Here is a 25585-nt window from a genome sequence, read left to right on the forward strand (position 1 = left end):
CTGCCCCAACCCAACCATCCGGCCTGTATGTTCCGGATAAAGCGGCTGCTGATTGAAGCAGCGGCTCAAGACGACCCATTGGCTGTGCAGGTGCGTCAGCGATTGGCGCACCTGCCGACAGAGATCATTCCAGACCGGGAAACTCTCCGGATTGCTGCACCATTGACCCCCACGGCAATCGCTCAGGGGAAAGAAACGCTGTTGCTAGCCCGACAGAAAGGCCCTTTCTGGCGCCCCTGTCCCGGTACCAGAGGATATATCTGTTGCGGCTATCAGATTCTGCAGGTTATGACCAACTGTCCCATGGACTGCAGTTACTGCGTCCTACAGGGTTACTTTAATCTGCCAGCTATCACCGTGTTCACCAATTGGCAGGACCTGTGGTCGGAGTTGGAAGAGCGGTTGGATGCCAATCCTAAAACGGTCTATCGCTTGGGCACAGGCGAATTTGGCGACAGCCTGGCCATGGATGAGCTCTTGGGACTGAATCGGGAGCTGATCTGCCGCATCAATCGATGGCCCCAAATCATTCTGGAAATCAAAACCAAGTGGGCTCGGGTCGAACCCCTCCTCCCCTTGGGCCCCAACCCGCAGGTGATCTTTGCCTGGTCGTTGAACCCGCCGCGTTTGATCCGTCAGGAAGAACACCTGGCCGCAACCCTGGCCGGGCGACTGAGCGCGGCACAGAAGTGTGCCGCAGCCGGGTTCCGCCTGGCTTTTCACTTCGACCCGCTGATCTACTACCCCGGCTGGGAACCGGAATATCAGGACGTGGTGGCACAACTCTTTACGGCGGTCCCGGCAGATCGTATCGCCTGGATCAGCCTGGGAGCGCTACGTTTTATGCCATCGTTAAAATCAATCATCCGGGGACGCTTTCCAGGCAGCCGTATCGCCGAAGAAGAATTCGTCACCGCCCTGGACGGCAAGAAACGCTATTTCAAGACCCTGCGGCTGGAAATGTTTTCCCGTCTGCGCCAGTTCATAACTGCTCAGTCCCCCAACACCTTCATCTACCTCTGCATGGAAAGCCCCTGGGTCTGGCAGCAGGTCTTCGGCTTCTCTCCCACCAGCCGGGAGTTAGCTGCAATGCTGGATGCCCAGGCAATGTTATATCGCCAAACTGATCGCTCAACTCCAAACTAGTCACCACTGCCGGATATCCGACGATCTCCCTAGCCAGCAGCCTGAACCCCTGCCACTCTACTATTTGAAAATACTGAAATATTCACAAAATAAAAACTTCTGAAATTAAAACCTTGACAATATCCAGGCCAATCATTAGCTTATTCCTACCCGATAAAAATAACAATTATCATTATTAAATTTGTATGCGAAGACCTAGCCTCCAACGCCGGATTATTCTCGAAGAACTGCAGAAGCAGAAAAACCATCCGTCCGTCCAGGAGATTTTTACAAAAGTGAAACTGAGACTTCCCAAAATCAGCCTGGCAACGGTTTACCGAAATCTGGAGCAGTTGGCGGCCAGTGGACTCATTCACAAGTTGGAGCCGGCAACTGGTGAACGGCGGTTTGACTCCGAGCTGCACGAACATTATCACATACGCTGCGTACAGTGCGGTAAGATTGCAGATGCCCCATTGCCTGCACTCCCCGATTTGGACCGGTCCTGCAGCGAATTGAGTAACTTCACTATCTTGGGACACCGACTGGAATTTTTAGGAATCTGCCCGCAGTGTCGGGAGCAGCAAGAAAAAAGAAATTAAGACGGGTTTCAAAAATATGCCGATATCCGCACTGCAGCTTTTTAAACATCTTCCGCAAACAAATTGCGGCGACTGCGGTTACCCTACCTGCCTGGCTTTCGCCACCCAGGTGGTGGTAGAGGGCGCTGACCTGACAAATTGCCCCCATCTCTCAGATGAAGCCAAGCAGTTGTCAGGAACCATTCGCGAGCAGCAGCAGCAGGGAGTCGGCCGCAGGCGCGATAAGTTAGCCATCGCCCTGAAATTTCTCCAGGAAAAAGTTGCACCGCTCGATTTTGCTACCTTGGCAACGGGATTAGGGGCAATTTGCAGAGAGGAAGAACAGCGGCCTTACCTGGAACTCACTTATTTCGGCCAAACGGTACGGATCTTCAAGGATGAGGTGCGGTATCCGGCAGGAACCGCGGAAAACCCCTGGGACGCCATTTTACTCTACAATTACATCGCCTCTCAAGCCAAGCGGCCCCCTTGCGGCCAGTGGATTAAATTTGAGGGGCTGCCTCATTCAGTCTCCAAGAGCAAGACGCTGCACCGTTTACAGCGGCAATTGGCTGCCGCCCTGAGCGGCAAAAAAGAGCTACTGGCTCAAAGAGCCCTAACCTTGGGCGCTCAACCTGCATCCGTATCGGAGGATGCCGATCTCCAGTTCATCTTTCGGCCCCTGCCCCATCTGCCGTTGCTGCTGATTTTTCATGATGCCGAGGCAGAAGAAAACTTCGCCGCCGAGGCCCATTTCCTTTTCGATGCCCAGGTGATGGATTATCTGGACTTGGAGTCATTGCTCTTTCTCGTAGAGCGTCTGATGGATTACCTGTTAGAAAAATATTAGCAGCACTACTTCAATCACCTGAAGGAGATGCAAGGTATGAAATGCCCGTTATGTGGTTCCTTAAATTTTTATATCAAAGATGCAGAGGATGAATACGACGTCTGCGAGTTCCAGATCAAAGATGGCAAAGTAGTATTTGCGGAAGAGCCTCGGCCGTTACCCCCGGATATGGAAGCTTTCTGTAACCGTTGTGCCTGGCATGGCAAATTTGCCACCTTGAGATAAAGCTTCTCACCGAGAACTGATTCTGCTTCTTGAGGGGAAAAATCCTGTTCGATTCTGTTCTTAGAGAGAAAAAAACGCGTCGGAGGTTCTCATGGCCAAAGTAACAATTTTCCGCCCCTACCCTTTTCAGATCGGTCAAAAAATCCACATTCAAGGCGGACCCCGCCGAGGCGATTGGGAGGTCATCGGCGTTGATGAAAAAAAAATCAAACTGCGCTGTCCGGTGTCCTCGAGGGAATTCGCCTGGGACCATTTCTGTTATGCTGTTACAGAGCAGGAACTAGCTGAGTGGCCGCAAAAACATTGAGCTGCCCAGCTATAAAAACATCATCCAGAAGGAGGAAAATCATGTCGAAAACCGAAGAATATCTCAAAGAAGCGTTTGCCGGAGAATCTCAGGCCAACCGAAAATACCTGGCCTTTGCCAAAAAAGCCGACCAGGAAGGCTATCCGATGGCTGCCCGGCTATTCCGTGCCGCCGCCGCTGCCGAGACCGTTCATGCTCACGCCCATCTGAAGGTGTTAGGCGGCATTAAGTCCACCCGGGAAAACCTGATGGAGGCGATCAGTGGCGAAACTCACGAATTTGAGCACATGTATCCCGAGATGATCGCCGCGGCAACTGCGGAAGGCAATACCCAGGCCAAAAGATCATTCGAATATGCCAACGAAGTGGAAAAGGTACATGCCGCCCTCTATCAAAAAATGTTAAACAACCTGGAAAATCAAGCCATGGTAGAGGTATACATCTGCCCCATCTGCGGTTGGACAGTGGAAGGTGAAGTGCCGGAAAAATGCCCGGTCTGTAAAACCCTCAAGAAATTTTTCGAACGTATTGATTAACCCTGCAAGAGACTTATTTTAGTAGTACCCCGAAGTTGCAGCCGCGCTTCTGATTTTATACACCTCTTCAGCAGTCGGCCAGGGATCGGCCGAATACTAAAAACCTTGAAAGCACATCAGCCTCAAAGGAGGAAAGACCCATGACCGCAAAACTGGAAATCTATAAATGTGATATCTGCGGCAACATCGTAGAAATGGTCCATGCCGGCCCCGGACAACTGGTCTGTTGCGGCCAACCCATGAAAAACTTCAAAGAGAACACCGTAGACGCGGCCAAAGAAAAACACGTGCCAGTCATAGAGAAGGTTCCTGGCGGCTTCAAGGTGAAAGTCGGCAGCGTCGCCCATCCTATGGAGGAAAAACATTATATCGAATGGATCGAAGTAATTGCCGGCAACAAGGCTTATCGCCAGTTCCTCAATCCCGGCGAGGCCCCGGAGGCCGTCTTCATTATCGAGGCCGAAGAGATTACGGCGCGGGAATACTGCAATCTACACGGACTATGGAAGGCCTAGCCCGGCAAAAAATGGAGCTTGCCCTCAACAAACAGGTCAATGTCGAACTGCACTCTCTGCCAGTAATCCCAACGCGTTATTTCTGTCAGACCGGGAACTGGGCGCCCGTGGGTTCACTCCTCTCGCCTCAAGGTCTGGCGGCAGGGTGTGGGGAATGGCGGACCGAGACGGTTTGAAAGCCGGGGGGCGTCAAAACCGCCCCCTTTCTTCCTTATCTATCCGGCGTTCTGCTTCCGGACGGAGTAAGCATTATACCCAGGTCGAAAAGCTTGGAACTTAACTCAAAACTTCTTAGGTAAGCAAATATGACCAAAGGTTGGGTGTATACGGGCCAAAATACCTGACCCTAAAAGAAGGCTTCTTATGGGACGGCAAGAATTGCATGTGTTAATCGGCGGCGAGGCCGGGCAAGGTCTGGTGACCATTGCCATGATCCTGACCAAGGCCCTGGTGCGTTCGGGCTACTATCTCGTCGTGAACCAGAGCTATCAATCCCGCATCCGAGGCGGACACAATACCTTTGCCATCCGTGTCAGCACCGAGGAGATCATCGCTCCCCGCCAACGCCTCGACTTCCTCGTTGCTTTAAACCAAGAAACGGTAGACTGGCATCGCACGGAAATCGCTCCTGACGGCCTCATCTTGCTGGATGAACGTTTTGCCGATGCCGACCAGCGATGTGTAAAAGCGCCGTTCAAGCAGTTTGCCGAGGAAAAATTCGCCAATGTGGCATACCTGGCAGTACTGAACAAACTTTTAGGCCTGGATGAACAGGTTGTCTTTCAGACCCTGGAAGATTATTTCGGCGCCAAAAAACCCGAAGTCACTGAAAAAAACCGTCAGATTTTTTCGGCGGCCTATGAGTGGGCTTCAGGGCGAAACTTACCGGAAACCGTCAGGCTGGCGCCGGTAGCACCGCAGGAACACTTGATGCTTAATGGCAATGAGGCAATTGCACTGGGAGCCATCTCTGCCGGCCTGAAATTCTGCGCCTTCTACCCCATGACCCCGGCAACATCCATCTCTTTGACGCTGCAGGCAGCCGCTGATGACCTGGGATTGGTAGTGGAGCAGGCCGAAGATGAAATTGCCGCCATCAACATGGCGATTGGAGCTTCCTATGCCGGGGTTCCGGCCATGGTGGCCACTTCTGGCGGCGGCTTTGCCCTGATGGTGGAGGGTGTCAGCCTGGCTGGCATGACCGAGACCCCCATATTGATCGTGGTGGCCCAACGTCCCGGCCCGGCTACCGGACTGCCGACCAGGACCGAACAGGGGGACCTTGAATTTATCCTGCACGCCGGCCACGGCGAGTTTCCCCGGGCTATCTTTGCCCCGACCACGATCGAAGAATGTTTTCATCTTACTCGCAAGGCACTGATCCTGGCGGAAAAGTATCAATCTCCGATCTTCCTCCTCACCGATCAGTTCCTGGCTGACTCCTATCGCGCCGTAGCACCGTTTGAAATCGATGCATTAGACGCGACATCGGTGGGCAGTTCACCGGAGGAGGTTTCCCTCCCCTATCAACGATATGCCCTCACCGATAGCGGCGTCTCCCCCCGTCTGCTGCCGGGCCAAAGCACCCATCTGGTCGTCTGCGACAGCGATGAACACACCAGTGACGGCCATATTACCGAGGATCTGACTGTGCGGATTCTGATGGTAGAAAAACGGTTGCGTAAATCTGCCGGTCTGCGGGCGGAAGTAACTCTCCCGGAATATCAGGGTGACAATAGACCCGAGGTCCTCTTCGTTACCTGGGGCTCCAGTTGCGGGGCGGTAGTGGAAGCAGCAGCAGAACTGCGTCTGCGGGGACACCGGACTGCGGCCCTGTGTTTTGCTCAGGTGTGGCCGTTGATACCGGACCAGTTTCTGTCCTATCTGCAAGGAGCGGACAACGTCGTTATGGTGGAAGGAAACGCCACTGCTCAATTTACCAGAATGATCTGCCGGGAGACGGGTTTAGATCTCCCCCACCGGATCCTCCGCTACGATGGCCTGCCGATGACACCGGAATACATTCTCGGTCAATTCCAATCGGGCGGTTTCTAACCAGGGGGTGTGATGATGTTATCTGAATCGATTTACGGCAATTACGAAACCGCCTGGTGCCCCGGCTGTGGCAACTTCCGCATCCTCGCAGCCCTGAAAAAAGCATTGGTGGAAAGCAACCTGACCCCTCACGAGGTGATCTTTGTTTCCGGCATCGGTCAGGCCGCCAAAACGCCACATTATCTTAACGCCAATCTATTTAACGGGCTGCACGGCCGCTCCCTCCCGGTGGCCACCGGCTGCCGTTTGGCCAACCATCAGATGCCGGTCATCGTCGAAACCGGCGACGGCTGCACCTATGGCGAAGGCGGCAACCACTTTCTGGCGGCCATCCGCCGCAATATCAATATCACCCTGCTGGTGCACAATAACCAGGTATACGGTTTAACCAAAGGGCAGGCCAGCCCTACGTCGGATGAAGGCTTTATCACCAAGGCCCAGCCGCATGGCGTCTATGCCGCTGCTTTTAACCCTATCGCCGTCGCCGTGGCGCTGCACGCCGGATTTGTCGCCCGCAGTTTTGCCGGCTTCGAGGACCACCTGACCGAGATGATCAAACAGGCCATTTCCCATCCCGGCTTTGCCCTGGTGGATATCTTGCAGCCCTGCGTCTCTTTCAATAAGGTAAATACCTTTGCCTGGTACAAGAATCGTTGCTACCGGCTGCCGGAAACCTACGACCCCACCGACTGGTCGGCGGCCATACTGAAAGCAAACGAATGGGGGGACCAAATCCCCCTCGGCGTCATCTCGAAAAACTCTCGGCCGCCTTTCGAGGCCCATTTCGACTGCTTAGGCCATACTCCTCTGGCACGACAACAGGTTGACAAAGCCAAGCTCAAGGCTTTTATAACCCACTACAGATAATTATGATTCCGAGTTTCGAGTTCCGAGATCGATATGGGAAAGGTTTTTTGGAGTTATCCAATAAACACGGATACCAATATCTCTTCAAAACTCAAAACATGGAACAGAAAACTTTGAAAACTACGCAAATAATGAGGACAGGTAACTATCATGGGAAAATTTGAAAACATGTGGCAGTGTCAGACAGCTAATTGCGGTTACATCTATGATCCGGAACGGGGCGATAAAAAAGGCAAAATCCCCAAAGGCACCCGTTTTGAAGACCTGCCCGAGGACTGGAAATGCCCCCTGTGCGGCGTCGGCAAAGCGTTTTTTAAGCCCCTGGTCGGAGCCGCGGCCTAACAATAGGGTTTTAAAAGCCAACCTTGACTATGAGGATACAATTCCTGCACAGGTTAGCAAATCTGTGCAACCCGATAAATAGGTTCATGGTTTATGGATGACTTATCAATAATGGCAATCAGCCAGAAAGGAGAATTGAATATGAAAAAGTATGTCTGCGGCGTTTGCGGTTTTGTCTACGACCCCGCCAAGGGGGATCCGGAAAACAATATTCCTCCCGGCACCCCGTTTGAAAGTCTGCCCGAGACTTGGGTGTGCCCGGTCTGTGGCGCTGCTAAAGACCAGTTTGAGCCCGAATAAAGAATCGGTTGCTTGTAGAACCATACTTCCGATCAAGTCCGGAGCATTAACCCCAACTTTTAACCTACTGACAACCATCCTCTAATCCCCTCTCCCCCTTGGGGGGAGAGGGCTAGGGTGAGACGGTTGCTACCAGTTATAAATACAATATCTCCCCCGGCATCTCAACGTGTGCGTAACGTTAAGCGAAAGCAGAAGGATAATGGCCACCATAAGGCTAAGGAGTTATAGATGATTCCAGTAGAAATCAAACCTGATGTCTATTGGGTCGGGGCGGTCGATTGGGATATCCGCGACTTCCACGGCTACTCCACCTACAAAGGCACAACCTACAACGCCTATTTAATCCTGGATGACAAAATCACCCTGGTAGATACGGTAAAAAAGGAACATAAAGATCAGTTGGTGAAAAACGTCAGCCTGATCATCGACCCGGCAAAGATAGACTACCTGATTGTCAATCATGTCGAGCTGGACCATTCCGGGGCCATGATGCAGGTAGTAGACCTCATAAGACCGGAGAAGATCTTCTGTTCCCCGATGGGTCAGAAAAATATGCTGGCCTATAACTTTCCAGCCGGTTATCCCTACGAAACGGTGAAAACCGGCCAAAGTGTGAGCCTGGGGAAGAAGACGGTGCAGTTTATTGAGACCCGGATGCTACACTGGCCGGATAGCATGTTTTCCTACCTGCCGGATGACCGTCTGCTTATCTCTAGCGATGCCTTCGGCCAGCATTGGGCCACGAGTGAGCGTTTCGACGATCAGGTAGACGCAGCCGAACTCATGGCCCACGCTGCTAAATACTATGCTAACATCCTGCTGCTTTACTCGCCGCTAGTTCAGAAATTATTGGGCGACGTGCAGAAAATGGGGCTGCAGATCGACATGATCGCCCCGGACCACGGCCTCATCTGGCGCACCAGGCCTCAAGCCATCCTGGAGGCCTACGATCGTTGGAGCAGGCAGGTCACAGCTCAGAAGGCCATCATTGTCTATGACACCATGTGGCACAGCACTGAAAAGATGGCCGTGGCCATCGCGGAGGGCCTCGTCCAGGAAAATATCTCCACCAAAATCTTCAACTTACATCACAACCACCGAAGTGAGGTCATGACCGAATTGTTAGACGCCAAGGCTGTCATCTGCGGCAGCTCCACCCTGAACAATAACCTGCTGCCCCGTATGGCCGATATCCTGACCTACATGAAAGGTCTCAAGCCCCTGAACCGGATCGGCGCCGCCTTTGGCTCCTATGGCTGGAGCGGCGAGGCAGTCGGCCAGATCAACCATTATCTGGAAGAGATGAAGTTTACCATTGCCGACCCCGGCATAAAGGTGAACTATGGGCCGAACGCCGACGATCTACAGGCCTGTCAGGCCTTGGGCCAAAAAATCGGCCGGATGATCCAGGAGCAGGTGAAATAACCAGCTAGGGGAATGGGTTAAGAAGCTGACAACGTATGGCTCATTGAGGACTATTCTGGACACCAGAACATTCGCATAGCATGATGTGAACGGCGGCGAACCCGGCGAGATTTGAGAGGTTGGAGCGGATTGCAAAATTAAGCGCACATTTTGAAGCGGCTTCGACTGCCCACTGCCCACGGCCAGAGCACCTCATCCACCGCCTTGGCCAGCAGTTCCAGGTAATACTCCGTGTCATAGCGGTCCAGGGCATCGAAAAACGGCGCCGCCAGCACCCGGGTCTCCGGCGGGCCTTGCCGGTCCCGAACGATATAGCGCAGCTTCTCACCGGGAACCAACCGGATGCCCGCCGCCTGAAGCTGCCGGGCAGCCAAGGCGGTGTGGGTCTGAACCCGAAACCGGTCCGGCGACCGGGAAAGGATCTTGGTAATCACTAACTCCTCCGGTCGCACTATCCCCTGCTCCAGGCGCAACCGGAAGTCCGCTGCAGCATCGTCTAGCTCTTCCCGGAGTGCCCTACCCTCCTCCCAATCCCGGACCTGAGCCAGAAACGCCAACAACACCTCCTGGGCCTGTCGTACCAACGGCGGCGTATCCCGCCGCCGACACATCAACCCCCGATATTTCAGCCGGCCATCCTCAAAAACGCCAAAATACCGGTTGGGCACCGACCGCTCCTCCTGCTGCTGCGACGGCAGGAAGACAATCCAACGATAAACGCCCTCTAGGGCCATGGTGATGCCTGTAGCCGCAGTGATGCATTGGCAGAGGCCAGCGAGTTCGACCCGGTGCAGATGTCGAGTGTGCTTAGGAAGGAGGCCAGGGTTCACAGACCGCTGTCCTCCCCCACATAACCCGAGTAGAACCTCATTTTCTACTCCACCCTCATCCGACCTCCTGATCCACAGGCAATCCGTCAGGCCGTGCAGGACTTCGTAGCCCGTCGCTTCGCAGATCTCCTTAGCGGCAAGGAGCTTATCCCGGCCGAAGGCCGTGACCGCCTCGTGGGCCTCGATGCGGCCGAAACGGGCGTTTTTATAGCCCAGGTAGCCGAAGCAGGTGACCAAGATCCATTTCAGGGCGATCTGGCGTGCCTGGTAACCGGCAGCATCTTCCGGGTCAGTTGTTTCCCGAACCCGGCATTTCAGTCGGGCCCGCAGATCCAGGATAGGCTTTAAGGTACGGGGAACCAGTCCTTCCCGCCGTTGGCAGAGGACGTACTCGGCCTCCGGTGTCCGGGGTTCGCAGCAACAACCGCAATTGACAGTCTCCGGCGAGATGTTATGCACAGCCATGATGGTAGGGTACATAGAAGCAAAATCGATTTCGGCCACCTGGGTGTAGAAACCCACCGGCGGCTGGAAGACCAGACCGCCTTTATCGACCGTCAGGAGTTCGGCCGCGGTCTTAAAATGCTCCGGTTCGGTCTTGCGCCAGGGAATGAGGATATTGTCGGCTGTAGCCCGGGCCAACTGCATGGAGGTGATGAGGGTTCCCGGACTGGTGCGGGCCACCTGCTGCAAGGGGGTCTGACCTAACCGGGAGAGCTGCACCAGACCGGGCAGGCCCGCCTCCCGGTAAAAGAAGGAGTTGCGCCGGTCGATGTGCCAGCGGCCGTAAAAGGGGACGGACGGCCCCTGGTAAACGATGCGGCCATAGGAGAAGTAGGAGCGGCCTTGGGGATTCAACCGCCGGGGCACCGGCGGTGGCTCCCGGTCCAACGGCAGCGGTCGGCGGTATTGCCGGCCCCAATTCCAGAGCACCGGCAGGATGTGTTCATCACCCCAGTCACTGATGAGGAGGTCGGGGTCCAAACGCTGGAAGTAGTGGGCCAGTTCCGCCAGCAAAGTCGGCACCTCCGCAACCTCCAACTCCACCGTACGCCCTTCCCAGGTAAGGGCCAGACCGTTGCCGCCCCCCAGCGGGATCAGGTGGTCGCGGGTCAGGGCCAGTTCCAGGGTGGCAAGCGGCGGCATGACCAGCTCCTCCTGAAATTGCCCCTCCTGTGCGGCAAAACTAGCCAGTCTGTCGCCCGCCAGCTCCAGATCATACCAACAACAGGGAAAAAGCTTCTTAGAATAGAGGTAATAAGCGGAAATATCCAGGTCGCAGTTATAGAAGGCCAGGTCCTCCTCCAGGGCGCCCAGATAGGCCAATAGACGGGGCCGCCGGTCGTAGGCGGATACCTCCAGGCAGAGGGCTGGACTGGTCCGGCCGGTAGCAAAGTCAATCTTGTCTTCGAAATAGGCGTGCCGGACCCAACCTCGGGAGCGCGTATAGCGGGCCAATTGCCGAAGTTTCGCCCCTGCTCCCTGGGCATAGAGGCGGTAGGTGAAGGCATCGACGATCCGCAGCCTCCGGCCATCGGTGGTGAGAAACCAGAGGACCATCTGCGACCGCCAGGGATAGAGGTCAAAGAGCCAGGCCTGGATCGCCATTGCCGCCCTCTTCCAGACGCCGCAGCCTTTCCGCCAGCACCGCCAGAGCCTTCTGGTGCTCCAGGAGCATGGACATCAGAATGACCTCCATGGGCCAGGGTTGGGAGGCATAGACCCCGGCTTGGGTATGCCGCCGGGCCAGCTCGAAGAGCCGGTCGAAGTGCGCCTGGTCTTCCCGCCGCAGGGCTCGCCGGAATTTCTGCCAGCGGCTCCGCTCCTGGTCGACAATCTGGGTATAAGGTATGACGGTGCGGCCCATGCTGACGTTACCGATAGGTGCGGGGTAACCCCGCCCCTACAACTTCCTCGTCTGTTTCACCGGTCCGGTGGTAAAAGAAGCCAGCCAACAGTCAAAGTCGTCTTGACCGCGGGCCTGAAGATTTTCCCGGTCGAGTTCCCAACGCAGAGGATTATTAACGATATATTCCCGGATACGGCTTAAGGATGCGTCGTCTCGGACGACGTGTTCGTAATAACCGCGTTGCCAAAACTTGGTTCCCGGCGCCTGCCGCATTACGTTGATTACTTTGGTCGATTGATATTTGTAGTAGGCTATAATTTGCCCCAACGTAGGCTGTCCTGGTGGAAATGCTTTTTGGTTGTTGTAGGGGCGGGGTAACCCCGCCCCTACGAGGACTACCACTCCATGTATATGATTCGGCATAACTACAAAGGCGTCCAATTCGATATTAGGATAATGGCGCGGTAGGTCATGCCAACAATCACTGACTATTTTACCGTAATCGTTCAACTGTATTGCGCCATCCATAATCTCGCCCAGCAGACATTTTCTCTGATTGACCCAGATGGTGACAAAATACGCCCCCGCCTGAGAGTAGTCATATTCCGGCAGGCGGAGAGATCGGCGTTTATTTGCTTTCGGGTCCGCCAATTTTTCTGTAATTTCCTTTGAAGTATCGTACTGCGCTAACGCTATCCTCTTGTACCTACCTGGACCGATCTTCCCGAATCAATGGTACACTATCGGGCATGTCGCCATACTTAGCATGAAAGCGGTCACGCAGATCGTCAATGCCGTGAACGACTTCCTGACGACGCCGGCGTTCGACTGCATACGCCTGCCAAAGTTCGAGCAATTGTTCAATACTTTGCAGGCCTTGCTCTTGCATCGCCAGGGTCAATTTTTCATAAAGCTCCTCAGATATTGTAACTGTGCGACCCATGGTCTAGCTCCTTGTTTGGTGATGATTGCTCCTGTCTCCTTATGCTTAAGTATAATTCATTTCCCCAATAGATGTGGAAAATCCGGTGGCAATATCTGAAGCAATGTCTTGAGCTGTGACCTTTCCGTTGCATCCATATCCAACAACTTCAGGAGAAGATCGCGCTTCGGGAATTCGATATTACCTTGACTTTGTGAAATTCCGTCCTGAATCTTCAGTAAGAACTCCAAAAACCAAACGATAGTCTGCCGGGCAAAATCCCTAGCCTCTCTGAGATGGCTTATATAAACCCGATTCTTTTGTTTATCCTTACTTTCCTTACTGTCAATCTTTCCGTGTACGAGAGCAGATCTAAAATTGTATAACTTCTCAAAACGGCTTTGTAATTCCTTTTGTTTCTGTTCTGTTTCACCTAAAATAAATGCTATTCTTCGGGAAAGCTTTTTAGTAAGCCCACCTCCTCTTTCTCCTAACAAAGCATCAATGGCAGTTATATGCCATAAAAGCTGTTCCAAACCCCCTGTAAAAAAAGCTTTTACCAACATATCAAAAGCATTATTAAAGAAATGCCAACCAGATTTTTCCAAATCAAGTTTTTGTAGATTTTCGTGGGTTCGTTTGACAACTGTAATGAACGATTCTGTTTCTTGCTTATCTAGAGAAATATGGAACTCCGGACCCCATATTTCTTCTCCATTCTCTGTCACACGTTCTATTGTTTTATCTAATTTTTCGGGTGAAGGCGCTGGAAACGATGGTTCATAAAGGATATCAGTAACTTTTAAGACAAAAGGAATATTAAATCCCATCCACCCTGTTGCCTTTTCTTCTTTTTCATCTGCAGGTCCCCCTCGCCAATAGTCTGTTTGCCAATCAAAAAGAACCAGTGGCTTGATGACAGACTCAAGTGGTTCCGGGAATGGTCGCGGAGTATATGTCATTTCTACACGAGAGTAGCTATCATCGGAGAAAATTTTCGTGTAGTCAACTTTGGTTGAGGGGATAATCTTTTTAACCTGAATAGATTGCTGGAGATAAATAAACCAATAATCCTCAATCTGGTTTAAATCCACCGCCGCCCAGGGATAGAAAATTTCGTTGATACTGTTGCCCAATATAGAATCAAGATCATCCCTGGAAAAGCGTTTGATTTGGAAATTCCCGAAGTCGATATCATCTTGTTCGAAAGACACATATTCAAGCAGACCCAGATATGAAATTTTCTTTTTCGGGCTCTTGAATACATGAACATACTTCTCAAATTCTTCAGATGGATCGTGCAAATTTTTTTCTAAGATATAGATATAAAAACCAGATCGGCGTAATACATTTCCCACTGCGCGGCGCCAGGCAGATTCGTTCCGGCGATTTCCGGTATGGCCGAATTCATCACGGGTTGCCAGGACCAGCTTATGAAATTCCGGGCCTTTTTCTATATCTTGAACCAAGTCACTTATATGCCGTTTTTTGTCTGGCAAGATGGCAACACGTTGGCTTAGACTGCTAACTCTGTCAGCATATTCAATAAAGATGCTTTTAAGTTCGGCCGACATACCTCTTCCTCTCTTGCAGCACCACCTACCCCAACCGCCAGACCGGCTGCTCGTGGAAATGAAAATTATTAACCTGAAGCCAGTGCACCGGGGCTTGATCGGGAGCGGCGGCGAAGGCCCGGGTCAAGCCAAGGCTGAGGATCAGACCCTGGCTGGTGCGAATCTTTTGTTGGATCTCTTCAATGAGATTTACCTGCGGACTATAGTGATCCTCGCCGTACAAGCGCAGATCAGTTACCGGGGCATCCACGTGCAGTTCCCCGTCGGTCAAGCGCAGTCGAATCCGCGGTCTTTCGGGGTGACCGCCGAAATAGATTTCCGGCCGCTTTTTCAGGCGCAGACAGCCCAGGGAGGCCTCTCCTTGGCCAGCGGCGGTGCCACAGGAAGTTCCAAACCGCTGCAGGCTGCTACCAAAGATATCTTTCAGACTGGTTTTACTAATATTCTTGAGGATCTCCCAAAACTGCGCCGGGTCTGCCACGGCTTGGCACGTCACCTGATCGGTGTTCGTAAGACAATCTTCCACATGGGGCGGCCTCAGTCGGGGCCGGCAACGCCGAAAAGTGACGATGTTACCGATATCAAAGGGTCCTCCGTAACGGGTCAGGAATCGGGTTTTCAAACGCTCTCGCCGCAGCACCAGACGCAGGTGCTGGAGCGTTGTCAGATCAATGCCGGCCACACAGATGTAGCCCCGCTCCATCCGGGTCAGGTGGTTGATGACCACCTGATGCCGGGTTTTCTTAAAGATCTCGAATAACCACATCGCCCCAAACCCTCTGGAGGTATTCCGCCACCAGGCGGCGGTGACAATATTCAGCCTGCGATTCGCTGCATAACAGCACCGTGGGAGTTTCAAAGAGCTGCCTGGGCAGAAACTCGGCGACCTTGCGGTCAGCCAACAATTTCAGGAAGCGTTGTCGATATTCTTCCCAACCGATCTTTTTATGGCGATAGTCCTCCAAGATCTCCTCGGTGGGCGCCAACCTGGGTTCGTGCTGATACTCCGTCCCACAGAGTTCCCGTAAAAAATATTTCAAGTCATTTCGTTTGGCAAAACCGGCCAGTTGGGACTGATTGTGCAAGCGGACATCAATGAGGCACTTGATGCCGTTTTGCTTTAAGATTTCAAAGAATTCTTCGGCACTTTTTTTGGTGAAACCGATTGTGTAGATTTCCATGGGCGCACATCCTCGGAAGCAAAAAGGCTCATCTGCCGATGCTGGGACATCGCTTCTAGAGCCATCAGTTCCGCTTCGGTTTGTACCTGCCCATCGCCGCGTATATGCAAAGTTTCTATCCCGGATTGACTCAAGACTCTGGCGATCAAGAGGCGGCGATGACAATGGGAAGGGTCTTCTTCACCGCACAGGAGAGCCAGGCGGTGGACTGCGATGGTCCGGCACAGTTGAGCAATTCCTTCCTGGAAAGCCGCTGAATCGGCCAAGCGGTCATACAGAACACGGCCATCCAAGTCGTAGAATTCAGCCCCCTCCGGGTGGCCGCCCAAGCGGTCGCCTAGAAACAGGTAGCCGATCCCCGCGGGTGGCAAAGCCTGGCTGAGAGGTCCCTTGTTGAAGTGGGGAGTATAGCGGCTATATGGACTGGACCGGACATCCACGACAAACGTAATACTGTTGTCTAACAATAAATCCAAAAAAGCTTCCCACGAGTGGTTCGAATGCCCGATGGAAAAGATCCGGCGATTATTACTCCCGTCTACGACAGTCATTTCTCGTATTCCCTTGATTCTCAGAGAATCTATTCATAACCTCGATAATAAATCGCTTTAGCTCATTCTACTATAGCAGGCTGCCATGATAAAAAAGAGCAGGCCGCCCGAAAATCCTGCGAATCTGCCTAAACGCCTCTAACCCGCAGCCGCCCTAACCAGGCACACCCGACGCCCGTCCCCCTCCCCTGCCCCTGCCCGGACCACCTGGTCCGCCAGGCGGGCCAGCAGCCGGCCGAAGTGCTGGTTGGCCACCTGCGGCGGCAGATTAGCCTGCAAAAACCAGAGCGCCGCCCGCTGTTTTACCTGGACCAAGCCGCCCATCATGGTGCGGAACAGGCGCCGCCGTTCCGCCAACGGCGTCTGCTCGTCATAGAACAGGCTGCACGGCCCTAACAGGATGACCAGAGCCCGGTCCACCTTCGCCAACTCCGCCGGCAGACCCTCCCATACCAATTGCACCAGTTGATGACAGGTGAAAACCCGGGACACCTGCACCCGGGTCAGCACCTGATCCGGCAGCAGACCCCGTTTCCGACCTTCCCGCACCAACTGATATGGGTCAAAGCGATTAGCGGCATCTACTACCAACACCGCCAAACCTCGGGCTACCCCCCAAGCCGCAGCGGCGGCAGTCAGGAAACGCATGCCCTCGCCGAAGGTAAGAAGGGAAGAGGGAAAAGGGATTAGGGAAAAGGGATTAGTTAAAGCCGATTCACTTTTTAAGGGAAGATAGCAGCCCATGTAGTATTCGTCCTGTTTCCGTGGCAAGTTTTAAAAGATCACTGGCTTCTTCATCATTGAGATAATTTAATTTTTGCGCGATTAAAATCTGAGTTTCAATTTCCCACAGAGATCCCCTGGCATGCCCCAAAAATTGTTTGTATTCTCCAGTTGAAGATCTCCCATAACCTTCAGCAATGTTACTCGGAATCGAAACCGCCGCCCGCCGCATTTGACTCACCAGGCCGAACATCTCGTCTCCAGGAAATGCCCGAGTACGCTGATATATCTCGACGACTAACTCCATGGCCTTCTGCCAGACAATCAGATCTCGATATGACCTTACTGCTTTTTCTTTCATTAATCCTCTTCCCTTTTCCCTCTTCCCTTCTCCCTCTCCTACAACGACCGATACACCCCCACCACTCTCCCTAAAATCTGCACCAACTCCGCGGCCTCCTCAGGAGAAAAGCGCAGCGGTGCAAAATTCGGATTGTCGCCCCTCAGGACCAAGCCGCCCGCCTCTTCATAGACCCGTTTGACCGTAGCCTCCTCGTAGATCAGCACCGCGGCGATGTCGCCCCGGGCTACCCGCGGCTGTACCCGCACCATCACCAGGTCGCCGGGCAGGATGAGCGGGGCCATGCTGTCTCCGGCAACCCGCAGGAGAAAGACCTCTTCGCCCTGTACCCAGGAGCGGGGCAGTGGCAGCGTGTCTTCCACCTGTTCGCTGGCCAGCAGCGGTTGACCGGCGGCGATCTGCCCCAAAATCGGCACTTCCACCACCGACTCCGCCTGGCGCCCGGTGAGGGCCAAACCCCGGGAGCGGCCCGGCTCCCGGTGCAGGTAGCCCTTGCGTTTCAGGGCGCTGAGGTGGTCATCGGCCGCCCGCGGCTGGATGCCGAAATGGGCCGCCACTTCACGTACCGTCGGCGGATAGCCCTGCTGCTGACAGAACTCCTCCACAAACGAGAGAACCGCCTGTTGTCGAGAGGTTAAAGTCTTCATGTGGCAATAATACTATACATAAGAATACTTGTCAAGTGATTAGGCAGCAATTCTTCTTAAACCCCTGAAGCGGCTGGCCGAATTCTCTTGATCGATTTAATATACTGTTATTTATAAGATTTATAGTAACTCACGAAAATTTCTTATCAAAAATGATTGACAAGACCGCTGCTTATTCAGTAGCCTAAAAAGGACATCTTGGCCGAGAGTGGGAAACCGCGCTTCGCCACCGGCAGCATGTCTCCTGTAGTTCTCTTGCATCCTCTGCTGCTTCAATTCAATCTCCTGGCCGGCTTCATTCGTACAAGCCATAACCTTGGTCTAAAAGCTCGGGGGACTATTTCCCCAGAGAAATCTTATTTAAAGGAGGAGGATATGAAAAAAGTCTTCTGGATCGTTCTATTGCTGGTGTTTGTCGGTGTAACCGCCGGATACGCCAGGACTATGAGTATTGCCAGAGATAGGGTGAATGTGCGCACCAAACCCAGTAAACGGGCGTCCATCCTCTTTCAGGCGCCCAAAGGTTACCCCATCGTAGTAAAGAAGAAGACGAGACACTGGTTGTATTTTGAGGACTGGAATGGCAACAAGGGGTGGGTTTACCGCCCCCTGGTCTCCGCGATCCCCACGACGGTGATCCGGGTGGATACGGCAAACGTCAGGAAAGGCCCCGGTACGCGCCGGCCTCTGATCGCACAGGCCAAACAGGGGGAGATTTACCGGGTCCTGGGCGAACAAGGGGACTGGGTAAAAATCGGTTATTACTATGAAAACGAGGTGGTGGGCTGGATTTACGACGACCTGGTCTGGGGCTATTGAAAACTGGTAGAGCTGTCCCTCACAGCGGCTCCCTGGATGTAACCATAAGGTCCTCTTTACGAGGACCTTTTTTATAGCAACCGACGGCATAACTGCGCCATGACCAACGGTTGGTCGAACCGGTTGATTCTACGCTTGCCATCTCTAGCGCGGCAACCTATAATGAGCGCTAGATTTTTATTGATAATCATGTGTTAAGGAAAGGGTAATCCCCCACAATTCACCGATCGTTTTTTGGAGGGAAGTATGCATCATTACGGCGTTTCTCGCCGCGCCCAGGAAATTACGCCGTTTCTTGTCATGGACATCCTGGAACGGGCTCAGGAGTTGGAGCGCCAGGGGATTTCGGTAATTCATCTGGAGGTGGGCCAGCCGGACTGGGACACCCCTCAGGTGGTCAAAGAGGCGGCCTTTGCTGCTATGCAGCGGGGAGAAACGCAGTATACCCATTCCATGGGTCTACTCGAACTGCGGCAGGCTATCTGCCAACATTATGCTGAAAAATATGGCGTGCGGCTGACTCCGGACCGGGTCATCGTCACCTCCGGCACCTCTCCGGCCATGCTCCTGATCTTTGCCGCCCTGTTAGATCCGGGCGACGAAATCATTCTCACCGACCCGCATTACGCCTGTTATCCTAATTTTGTCCGCTTGGTGGACGCTGTCCCCCGCTATGCGCCTATCCGCGAGACAGACGGGTTTCAGGTCCACCAGGAGGACTTCGCCCGTTACCTGACGGCCAGGACCAAGGCTTTGCTGATCAACTCTCCGGCCAATCCCACGGGGACGGTGTTGACCAGAAAGCATATGGAGGAAATTGCCGGTTTAGGACCCTATGTCATCTCCGACGAGATCTACCACGGCCTGATCTACGAGGGCCGTGAGCATTCCATCCTCGAATTCACCGACCGGGCCTTTGTCATCAACGGGTTTTCCAAGGCCTATGCCATGACCGGCTGGCGTCTGGGATATTTGATCGCCCCACCTGAGTTTATGCGGCCGTTACAGAAATTGATGCAGAATTTCTTTATTTCAGCGAATGCCTTTGTTCAGCAGGCCGGCATCGCCGCCCTTACTTTGGCCGGGGCAGAGGTGGAACAGATGCGCCAGATCTACAGCCAGCGCCGGCGTTTTCTGGTAGACGGATTAAAGAAGCTGGGTTTTGCCATACCGGTAGAGCCGACAGGGGCTTTTTACGTCTTCGTCAATGCTGGCCACCTGTCTGGCGATTCATACCAATTAGCCTTTGATATCCTCGAGCAGGCCCACGTCGGCGTCACCCCCGGAGTCGATTTCGGCTCTAACGGTGAAGGCTTCCTGCGCTTCTCCTACGCCAACTCGCTGGACAACATCGGCGAAGCGCTTGGTCGATTGGAACAATACCTGTCAGGAAGGTACATTGAAAACACCGGCGGCTAGGCCAAACCAACAACTAGATTTTCTTGGCCCGCTGGCGCCAGCGCCGGTTTTTTTTCGAGGCCCGGTGCGCCGGACCTTTTTTCCTGGTGCTTCTGACAGGCCTGTCTTCTTCAAATTCAGTTGCGTCACCGCCGGAGACGGCGAGTTCCAGACGGAAATTAAATTCCTCGGCCGACATGGCGGTAGCACCCCTATGTTCGACATAATCCATAATCTCCCTATCCGAGGAAACGACGAGGGCCCGATGCTGCTCCTGATCGGCCAGTCTTTTGATTACCTCGTCCGCTTTCTCTCCCCGGCGGGAGAAGATGACTAAGATTCCCTGAAAGTGATCGCGGTTGGCCATGGAGTCTCCTGCCTCCCACCCATCGAAGACTACGGTGATAGCGTGTTTCTTCAAACGTCGGTAGGCGGTCAGTTTATCCAGGAGAGCCTCCCGCCCTAAGTGCAGACCCTGGTGTTCTTGGGCCAATAGGTCCGGTGATTGTCTGATCAGGTTATAGCCGTCGATAATCAGATGCATCGCCATAATGCACTTTCCGCCTCAATACGGTTAGAAACCGGTTTATTGCGGCCATTTCTCCATCTAGAGGTATTAAAACCCCTCTGCCCTCCGGCTGTCAACTGAACCGTCGCAGATATGACCTGGCGCGCACCTTCTCACCCCGCCTGGTGCTCAAAGGTCCTATGGATCTACTTGAGTCCGGGCAGAAAGAGAACAGAACTGCAAGATAAGTTTCCTCACAGTGCTTTATGCAGCTATCAGAACCATGACACGAATTTTGTCAAAACTCTTCATTAGTTCGAACTTGTAAGTTCAACGGTTGGAGTTTTGCCGCGACAAGGTTCTTGTGTTTTTGATAAGAATGTAATATCCTGGATATAAATGTGAATCAGTCTGTAGCCTGATGCCTTCCCCACGATGGTTGAGTGAGTCTTAAGAGAGGTTTGCAGACTGGATTTCAATAAGGAATACGGCACCATGACTGTCTGCCCCAAATGCCATACAGTTCACGGCGATGAGCATAGGTTCTGTCAACGCTGCGGCAACCCCCTGGTTCCAGAGGAAAATGTTCCCCCGAACTATTGCTCCAACTGCGGCACCCCTTATTTCCCCGGCCAACATTTCTGCACCGAGTGCGGGCAACGGATAAAAGGTACGGCCGAATCGCGGCCGCCAAGACGCCCTACCGTTCAGGACGATCTCTTTTACCAACCCCGACCGAGCCGCAGCCGTTCACAACCGACTTTAACCAAGAAAGGTTTCCCGAAGTGGACCGTCGGTCTGGTGGGATTGATCATAGTTGCCGGAGCCTATTTCCTCTGGCCCCAGACCTCGAACCGCACCCCCATGGTGGCGTCTCCGGGAACACCCGTTGTTTCTTCTCCACCCGTGGGACGCATTGATACCCTACAGCGGGAAGTGGAACGTCTAGCAGAAAAAATCAGGTCTGCCCACATGAACAAGGACATGAATCTATTTATCAGTTGCTACTCTCCCTCCTATCCTGACCTGGGAAAGTTGGAACGCGAAACTTACGAGACCTGGAAGAATTTTGATTTTAGAACTGTCAGTTATAATATCTCGAATATCCGCCAATTCGGGCCTCGCCACGCCACTGCGGATCTGGTCTGGAACTTTCAACTCTATAATAATCAGACCAAGGCCTATGAACTACATCGCGCCGTCGTCAATGTGACTCTCGAAGAGATCGGCGGTATTTGGAAGATTCGAGAAAGCAAAGATATGGGTTACTCCTGATGACTCTTTCATATTCGCAGGTTCGATGTATTGCGGCCCTCGGGTGCTGCGTCTTTTTGACACCGGTGATCGGCTGTATGCAAAAAGCGGTCTGGACGCCGCCTGATGAACCCCGGCAAGCCGCTCCGCCTTCGACTCCCGCCCCGCGGGTGGAATACCAGATCCTGTATGTAACCGCCACCAGATTGAACCTGAGGGCCTGTCCGGGCATGGACTGCCCCAAGATCGCAACCCTGCAAAGGAACCAGGAGGTGGAAAAGTTGGCTGAAAGCCAGGGTTGGATTCAGGTTCGTTCCCGACAGGACGGCGTCCTGGGATGGGTGGACAGCCGCTACCTTGGTACTGCCCCGGTAGCGGAGACTCAGGCGCCTCCGGTGATAGTGGAACAGCCTGCTCCAGTCAAGCCGGTAGAGGTTAAACCCGCAGAAAAACCGGTCGAAAAAACCCTAAAGGAAAAGCCTACTCCAGAGAAACCAGCGGCGGAGAAACCGGCAATCAAGAAACCTGAAGAAGCCAAAGAGACGCCGCCCAAACCCAAGAAGGTTGCACCCGCCGAGGCCGCTGAAACAGAGCGCAAGGAACAGCCTGCACCTGTTAAAGAGACGCCAGCCGAGCCCGAACCCACTCCCACACCACCGCCAGCCCCGGCTGAACCGGCTCCCAAACGCATCAGAATTATGTAGTTTTGGCTCCTAGCTTTTGATACTAATTCAAGGTCAAATATAGAGTAATTGAGAAAACTTTTGGTGGCGCAGGCATCCCGCCTGTGCCATATTGAACAGCCTGAAAGCCGGTTCCACCTTATTTAATCGACCTTCAAGTCGTTTGTTCTAAACTCTAACTTTGACGTTAAATTAGTATGTTCCTTGCAGCCGAGATTATCTGATACTAAAAATTTAGGCGGGAGAGCCAAACGCCTCCCGCCTGTTGATTTAATATCGCTGTCCCTTCTTCCCTGTCTGCTTCAGCTCAGCCACTCCAGCGCCGTCGCCGCCCACGTCACTCCGGCTCCGAAGCTGACTAAAAGCACTTTATCTCCCTTCTGGATTTTGCCCTCCAGCAAGGCTTCGTGCAAAGCAATGGGAATAGAGGCCGCCGAGGTATTGCCATAGCGGTCAACGTTGATATAGACCTTGTCCATAGGCACCTTGGCAAACCTGGCGCCGGTTTCCAATATGCGATAATTGGCCTGATGGATAATCAAATAGTCAATGTCTTCCCGATTCATCCCAGCCTCTTGCAGAATACGTTGGATGCTTTCTTGTACGGCCCTGACGGCAAACTTGAAGATATCAGGACCGTCCATAAAGAGGTAATGAGCCGTGAGCGGCGGTTTGGGAAGAAATGGGCTATTTAAATGGCTGAATTCGTTTTCCAGGTAAAGCCGCCCATTATAACGAGACGCCACAAAAGACGCCATCAGGCGACTTCGATCCGTCGGCCCGATGACCACCGCTCCGGCGCCATCGCCAAAAAGCACACAGGTGGTGCGGTCGGTAAAGTCCAGCATCCGGGTATTGGCGTCGACACCCACCACCAGGGCATAGCCGCTATTGCCTTTTATCAGGTTTTCGGCTACATGGAGGGCATAGTTAAAACCGGAGCAGCCGGCCTGGATGTCGAAAGCGCCCAGCTTGTTGTCTAAACCGAGACTATGTTGAATCCGGATAGCAGTGGCGGGAAACATATAATTAGGGGTATTGGAGCCGACGATAATATACCGCAAGTCCTCTAAGGCGATGCCGGCGTTCTCCAGCGCCTGCCGTGATGCCGCTTCGCCCATGGTGGCCACGTCTTCTTCCGGGGCAGCAACCCGACGCTCTTTAATGCCGGTGCGCTCCATGATCCATTTATCGGAGGTATCCACCATCTTTTCTAAATCTGCGTTGGTCAGCACCGGTTCGGGCAGATACGCCCCGGTGCCCAGAATGCCGATGGGATCGCTGCTCACCGTATCCTCTCCTCCCAAAAACTGACTTCTTCCTTTCCTGAATAGGGCACACTATATAGTGAGGCCGTAGAAAGTGCAACAAGAAATTGCCGCCTGCTATCGCAGGGATTACCGGAATAATTTCAATGGCGTCCCCCAAAAAGGCCGTCCGGGATTTATTATCCTTCTCAGACCCGACGTTGACAAATCACCTCAGTCTGCTAAGGTGATACGCGAGGCAAAGGCCGATTGAGTTAGATGCCATAAGAAACCATAGGAAGGCAGCATGAATCCGCTAGCCGATCTCATCTATTCACCCCTGGTGCCGCTTGCCGCCACTTTTCTCATCGGCGCCCTGCTGGGCGTCCTGTTGCACTGGTGGATCGGACGCCAGAAGATCAGGCAGGTTCAGGAGAGCATCGCGGCCCGGTATGACATCGACCTGGCCGTCATGCGCGAGCGGGTCGCAACCCTGGATAACCAATTAACCCAAGCCCAGGACAACCTCCAGCAATCCCAAGAAAAATACCAACAGCTTTGGGAGGCTAAGTCCGATCTGGAAAAGAGCCAGGCGGCCCTGGAGACCCGCATCGACGCAGAGCGGAAAAAACATGAAGAAACCTTGCGGTTAATCGCGACGGCGCAACAGGAGCTGACAGATGCTTTTAAGGCCCTGGCGGCTGAAGCGCTCGCCAGCAATAATCAATCATTTCTGCAGTTGGCCAAGGCCGTGTTGGAAAAATTTCACCAGCAGGCCCAAAGCGATCTCGAATCGCGCCAGAAGGCCATAGACGGCCTGGTCCTGCCGCTGAAAGAATCTTTGCAGCAGGTTGACCACAAACTGCAGAATTTGGAAAAAGAGAGACTGCAGGCTTATGCCGGCCTTTTGGAGCAGGTGAAATTGCTTTCGACAGCTCATACCGACCTGCGGGCCGAAACCGCCAAGTTGGTCAACGCCCTGAAAACCCCTGCCGTCAGAGGTCGTTGGGGTGAGATTCAGCTACGCCGGGTGGTGGAGATCGCCGGCATGACCCCCCATGTTGATTTTGTCGAACAGGCCTCAGCCGATACGGATACCGGCAAATTGCGCCCCGATCTGATCGTTCATCTGCCAGGGAGGAAGAATATCGTCATCGATGCCAAGGCCCCGCTCCAGGCTTATTTAAACGCCGCAGAAGATCAGGCTGATGATCAGCGTCAATCGTGGATGAAACACCACGCCCGATTGATCCGGGAACATATCAGCCGACTGAGTTCGAAAAACTATTGGGAACAGTTTCATCCGACTCCCGAGTTTGTCGTGATGTTTCTGCCGGGAGAGATGTTTTTCAGCGCCGCCCTGGAGCAACAGCCCGACCTGATCGAAACCGGAATGAGCCAACGAGTCATTCCCGCTTCACCCACTACCCTGATTGCCCTGCTGCGCGCCGTGGCCTATGGCTGGCGCCAGGAGCAGCTTGCCGAGAACGCCCAAGAAATAAGCAATCTCGGCAAACAGTTGTACGAACGGCTACGGACCTTCATTGACTACCTGGACCGATTGGGAGGAGGACTCAAAACTGCGATCGATTCATATAACCGCGCCGTCGGTGCTTTTGAGAACCGCGTCCTGGTCACCGCCCGCAAATTCCCCGAACTCGGCGTACTAGCGGGAACCGAACTCGGCGTTTTAAACCCGGTGGAGAAATCGCCGCGTCAGGTCTCCGCCAGCGAGGCGGCAGAATGACCTTTCGGATTGCGTAACACTTCAGTTGTTTGGAGCAAATACAAGGTTCACCCCTGCATGCCAATATCCCTTTCCATTAAACCGGTTTATTGGTGGCATAGGCTTCCAGTCCGTATAGAGAAATAATGAAAAAAGGCAGGGCCGGAACCCGACCCTGCCA

30 protein-coding genes are annotated in these 25585 nt (G+C 53.4%); 17 read left to right on the plus strand and 13 right to left on the minus strand.

Annotation, left to right across the window (positions count from 1 at the left end; translation table 11 throughout):
• Nucleotides 1-27 precede the first annotated feature (27 nt).
• From DESAC_RS10740 to DESAC_RS10795, 12 genes are all read left to right on the plus strand, one after another.
• On the plus strand, nucleotides 28-1146 hold the full coding sequence (locus tag DESAC_RS10740; protein WP_013707097.1) for an SPL family radical SAM protein: 1119 nt from the start codon (nucleotides 28-30) through the stop codon (nucleotides 1144-1146).
• 185 nt (nucleotides 1147-1331) lie between these two features.
• On the plus strand, nucleotides 1332-1727 hold the full coding sequence (locus DESAC_RS10745; protein ID WP_013707098.1) for a Fur family transcriptional regulator: 396 nt from the start codon (nucleotides 1332-1334) through the stop codon (nucleotides 1725-1727).
• A gap of 16 nt (nucleotides 1728-1743) precedes the next feature.
• Nucleotides 1744-2556, plus strand: a complete 813-nt coding sequence (locus DESAC_RS10750; RefSeq protein WP_013707099.1) for a DUF3786 domain-containing protein — start codon at nucleotides 1744-1746, stop codon at nucleotides 2554-2556.
• 36 nt (nucleotides 2557-2592) lie between these two features.
• Nucleotides 2593-2781, plus strand: a complete 189-nt coding sequence (locus DESAC_RS10755) for a hypothetical protein (RefSeq protein WP_013707100.1) — start codon at nucleotides 2593-2595, stop codon at nucleotides 2779-2781.
• A gap of 91 nt (nucleotides 2782-2872) precedes the next feature.
• A complete protein-coding gene (locus DESAC_RS10760) occupies nucleotides 2873-3088 on the plus strand; it encodes a hypothetical protein (protein WP_013707101.1) in 216 nt (71 codons plus the stop codon).
• 41 nt (nucleotides 3089-3129) lie between these two features.
• Nucleotides 3130-3624, plus strand: coding sequence for a rubrerythrin family protein (locus DESAC_RS10765; protein WP_013707102.1), 495 nt, complete (start codon nucleotides 3130-3132; stop codon nucleotides 3622-3624).
• Nucleotides 3625-3764: 140 nt separating this feature from the next.
• Nucleotides 3765-4139: a desulfoferrodoxin gene (locus DESAC_RS10770; RefSeq protein WP_013707103.1), complete on the plus strand. Its 375-nt coding sequence runs from the start codon at nucleotides 3765-3767 to the stop codon at nucleotides 4137-4139.
• Nucleotides 4140-4502: 363 nt separating this feature from the next.
• Nucleotides 4503-6194 (plus strand): 2-oxoacid:acceptor oxidoreductase subunit alpha, encoded by a 1692-nt coding sequence (locus DESAC_RS10780; protein ID WP_013707104.1) that lies wholly within the window; start codon nucleotides 4503-4505, stop codon nucleotides 6192-6194.
• 15 nt (nucleotides 6195-6209) lie between these two features.
• The gene (locus DESAC_RS10785; protein ID WP_041283931.1) at nucleotides 6210-7061 is read left to right on the plus strand and encodes a thiamine pyrophosphate-dependent enzyme; all 852 of its coding nucleotides are present in this window, start codon (nucleotides 6210-6212) and stop codon (nucleotides 7059-7061) included.
• Nucleotides 7062-7211: 150 nt separating this feature from the next.
• A complete protein-coding gene (locus tag DESAC_RS10790; RefSeq protein ID WP_013707106.1) occupies nucleotides 7212-7403 on the plus strand; it encodes a rubredoxin in 192 nt (63 codons plus the stop codon).
• A gap of 141 nt (nucleotides 7404-7544) precedes the next feature.
• On the plus strand, nucleotides 7545-7703 hold the full coding sequence (gene rd, locus DESAC_RS15850; protein ID WP_083800275.1) for a rubredoxin: 159 nt from the start codon (nucleotides 7545-7547) through the stop codon (nucleotides 7701-7703).
• 231 nt (nucleotides 7704-7934) lie between these two features.
• Nucleotides 7935-9131 carry an FprA family A-type flavoprotein gene (locus DESAC_RS10795; protein ID WP_013707108.1) on the plus strand — a complete coding sequence of 399 codons (1197 nt, stop codon included), beginning with the start codon at nucleotides 7935-7937 and terminating at the stop codon, nucleotides 9129-9131.
• A 137-nt stretch (nucleotides 9132-9268) separates the two neighbouring features.
• Here DESAC_RS10795 and DESAC_RS10800 read toward each other — a convergent pair whose 3' ends face one another.
• The 11 genes from DESAC_RS10800 to lexA all read right to left on the minus strand — a co-directional run bounded on the left by DESAC_RS10800 (nucleotide 9269) and on the right by lexA (nucleotide 17769).
• Complete coding sequence (locus tag DESAC_RS10800; protein ID WP_013707109.1) at nucleotides 9269-11569, minus strand: DNA polymerase domain-containing protein; 2301 nt, start codon at nucleotides 11567-11569, stop codon at nucleotides 9269-9271.
• Nucleotides 11544-11828, minus strand: coding sequence for a DUF8156 family protein (locus DESAC_RS10805; RefSeq protein WP_013707110.1), 285 nt, complete (start codon nucleotides 11826-11828; stop codon nucleotides 11544-11546). The genes DESAC_RS10800 and DESAC_RS10805 overlap by 26 nt, the downstream gene beginning before the upstream one ends.
• Before the next feature lie 36 nt (nucleotides 11829-11864).
• Nucleotides 11865-12461 (minus strand): transposase, encoded by a 597-nt coding sequence (locus DESAC_RS10810; RefSeq protein WP_013707111.1) that lies wholly within the window; start codon nucleotides 12459-12461, stop codon nucleotides 11865-11867.
• 55 nt (nucleotides 12462-12516) lie between these two features.
• Complete coding sequence (locus DESAC_RS10815) at nucleotides 12517-12753, minus strand: hypothetical protein (RefSeq protein WP_013707112.1); 237 nt, start codon at nucleotides 12751-12753, stop codon at nucleotides 12517-12519.
• 56 nt (nucleotides 12754-12809) lie between these two features.
• On the minus strand, nucleotides 12810-14306 hold the full coding sequence (locus tag DESAC_RS10820; RefSeq protein ID WP_013707113.1) for a HEPN domain-containing protein: 1497 nt from the start codon (nucleotides 14304-14306) through the stop codon (nucleotides 12810-12812).
• A 25-nt stretch (nucleotides 14307-14331) separates the two neighbouring features.
• The gene (locus DESAC_RS10825) at nucleotides 14332-15072 is read right to left on the minus strand and encodes a dual OB domain-containing protein (RefSeq protein ID WP_013707114.1); all 741 of its coding nucleotides are present in this window, start codon (nucleotides 15070-15072) and stop codon (nucleotides 14332-14334) included.
• Nucleotides 15050-15487, minus strand: a complete 438-nt coding sequence (locus DESAC_RS10830; protein WP_013707115.1) for a DUF488 domain-containing protein — start codon at nucleotides 15485-15487, stop codon at nucleotides 15050-15052. The genes DESAC_RS10825 and DESAC_RS10830 overlap by 23 nt, the downstream gene beginning before the upstream one ends.
• A complete protein-coding gene (locus DESAC_RS10835; RefSeq protein ID WP_013707116.1) occupies nucleotides 15427-16038 on the minus strand; it encodes a DUF488 domain-containing protein in 612 nt (203 codons plus the stop codon). The genes DESAC_RS10830 and DESAC_RS10835 overlap by 61 nt, the downstream gene beginning before the upstream one ends.
• Before the next feature lie 138 nt (nucleotides 16039-16176).
• Complete coding sequence (locus DESAC_RS10840) at nucleotides 16177-16782, minus strand: P-loop NTPase family protein (protein ID WP_013707117.1); 606 nt, start codon at nucleotides 16780-16782, stop codon at nucleotides 16177-16179.
• The gene (locus DESAC_RS10845; protein WP_013707118.1) at nucleotides 16754-17122 is read right to left on the minus strand and encodes a four helix bundle protein; all 369 of its coding nucleotides are present in this window, start codon (nucleotides 17120-17122) and stop codon (nucleotides 16754-16756) included. Before DESAC_RS10845 ends, DESAC_RS10840 begins: the two co-directional genes overlap by 29 nt.
• A 38-nt stretch (nucleotides 17123-17160) precedes the next feature.
• On the minus strand, nucleotides 17161-17769 hold the full coding sequence (gene lexA / locus DESAC_RS10850) for a transcriptional repressor LexA (RefSeq protein ID WP_013707119.1): 609 nt from the start codon (nucleotides 17767-17769) through the stop codon (nucleotides 17161-17163).
• Between the two features lie 375 nt (nucleotides 17770-18144).
• Here lexA and DESAC_RS10855 point away from each other — a divergent pair, with 375 nt between their 5' ends.
• Nucleotides 18145-18588: an SH3 domain-containing protein gene (locus DESAC_RS10855; protein WP_013707120.1), complete on the plus strand. Its 444-nt coding sequence runs from the start codon at nucleotides 18145-18147 to the stop codon at nucleotides 18586-18588.
• A gap of 246 nt (nucleotides 18589-18834) precedes the next feature.
• Nucleotides 18835-20007, plus strand: a complete 1173-nt coding sequence (locus DESAC_RS10860) for a pyridoxal phosphate-dependent aminotransferase (protein ID WP_013707121.1) — start codon at nucleotides 18835-18837, stop codon at nucleotides 20005-20007.
• Nucleotides 20008-20020: 13 nt separating this feature from the next.
• On the opposite strand, the gene DESAC_RS10865 is transcribed toward DESAC_RS10860, so the two are convergent.
• A complete protein-coding gene (locus tag DESAC_RS10865) occupies nucleotides 20021-20536 on the minus strand; it encodes an NYN domain-containing protein (protein WP_013707122.1) in 516 nt (171 codons plus the stop codon).
• Between the two features lie 453 nt (nucleotides 20537-20989).
• Here DESAC_RS10865 and DESAC_RS10870 point away from each other — a divergent pair, with 453 nt between their 5' ends.
• Nucleotides 20990-21769 carry a zinc-ribbon domain-containing protein gene (locus DESAC_RS10870; RefSeq protein ID WP_013707123.1) on the plus strand — a complete coding sequence of 260 codons (780 nt, stop codon included), beginning with the start codon at nucleotides 20990-20992 and terminating at the stop codon, nucleotides 21767-21769.
• Nucleotides 21769-22452 (plus strand): SH3 domain-containing protein, encoded by a 684-nt coding sequence (locus DESAC_RS10875; RefSeq protein WP_013707124.1) that lies wholly within the window; start codon nucleotides 21769-21771, stop codon nucleotides 22450-22452. Before DESAC_RS10870 ends, DESAC_RS10875 begins: the two co-directional genes overlap by 1 nt.
• Nucleotides 22453-22733: 281 nt before the next feature.
• Here the strand turns inward: DESAC_RS10875 and DESAC_RS10880 are convergent, their stop codons facing one another.
• Complete coding sequence (locus DESAC_RS10880; protein WP_013707125.1) at nucleotides 22734-23720, minus strand: beta-ketoacyl-ACP synthase III; 987 nt, start codon at nucleotides 23718-23720, stop codon at nucleotides 22734-22736.
• Nucleotides 23721-23985: 265 nt separating this feature from the next.
• Here DESAC_RS10880 and DESAC_RS10885 point away from each other — a divergent pair, with 265 nt between their 5' ends.
• Nucleotides 23986-25425 (plus strand): DNA recombination protein RmuC, encoded by a 1440-nt coding sequence (locus tag DESAC_RS10885; protein ID WP_013707126.1) that lies wholly within the window; start codon nucleotides 23986-23988, stop codon nucleotides 25423-25425.
• The last annotated feature ends 160 nt before the right edge of the window (nucleotides 25426-25585 follow it).

It is taken from the genome of Desulfobacca acetoxidans DSM 11109 (assembly GCF_000195295.1).
GTDB classification, from domain to species: Bacteria; Desulfobacterota; Desulfobaccia; order Desulfobaccales; family Desulfobaccaceae; genus Desulfobacca; species Desulfobacca acetoxidans.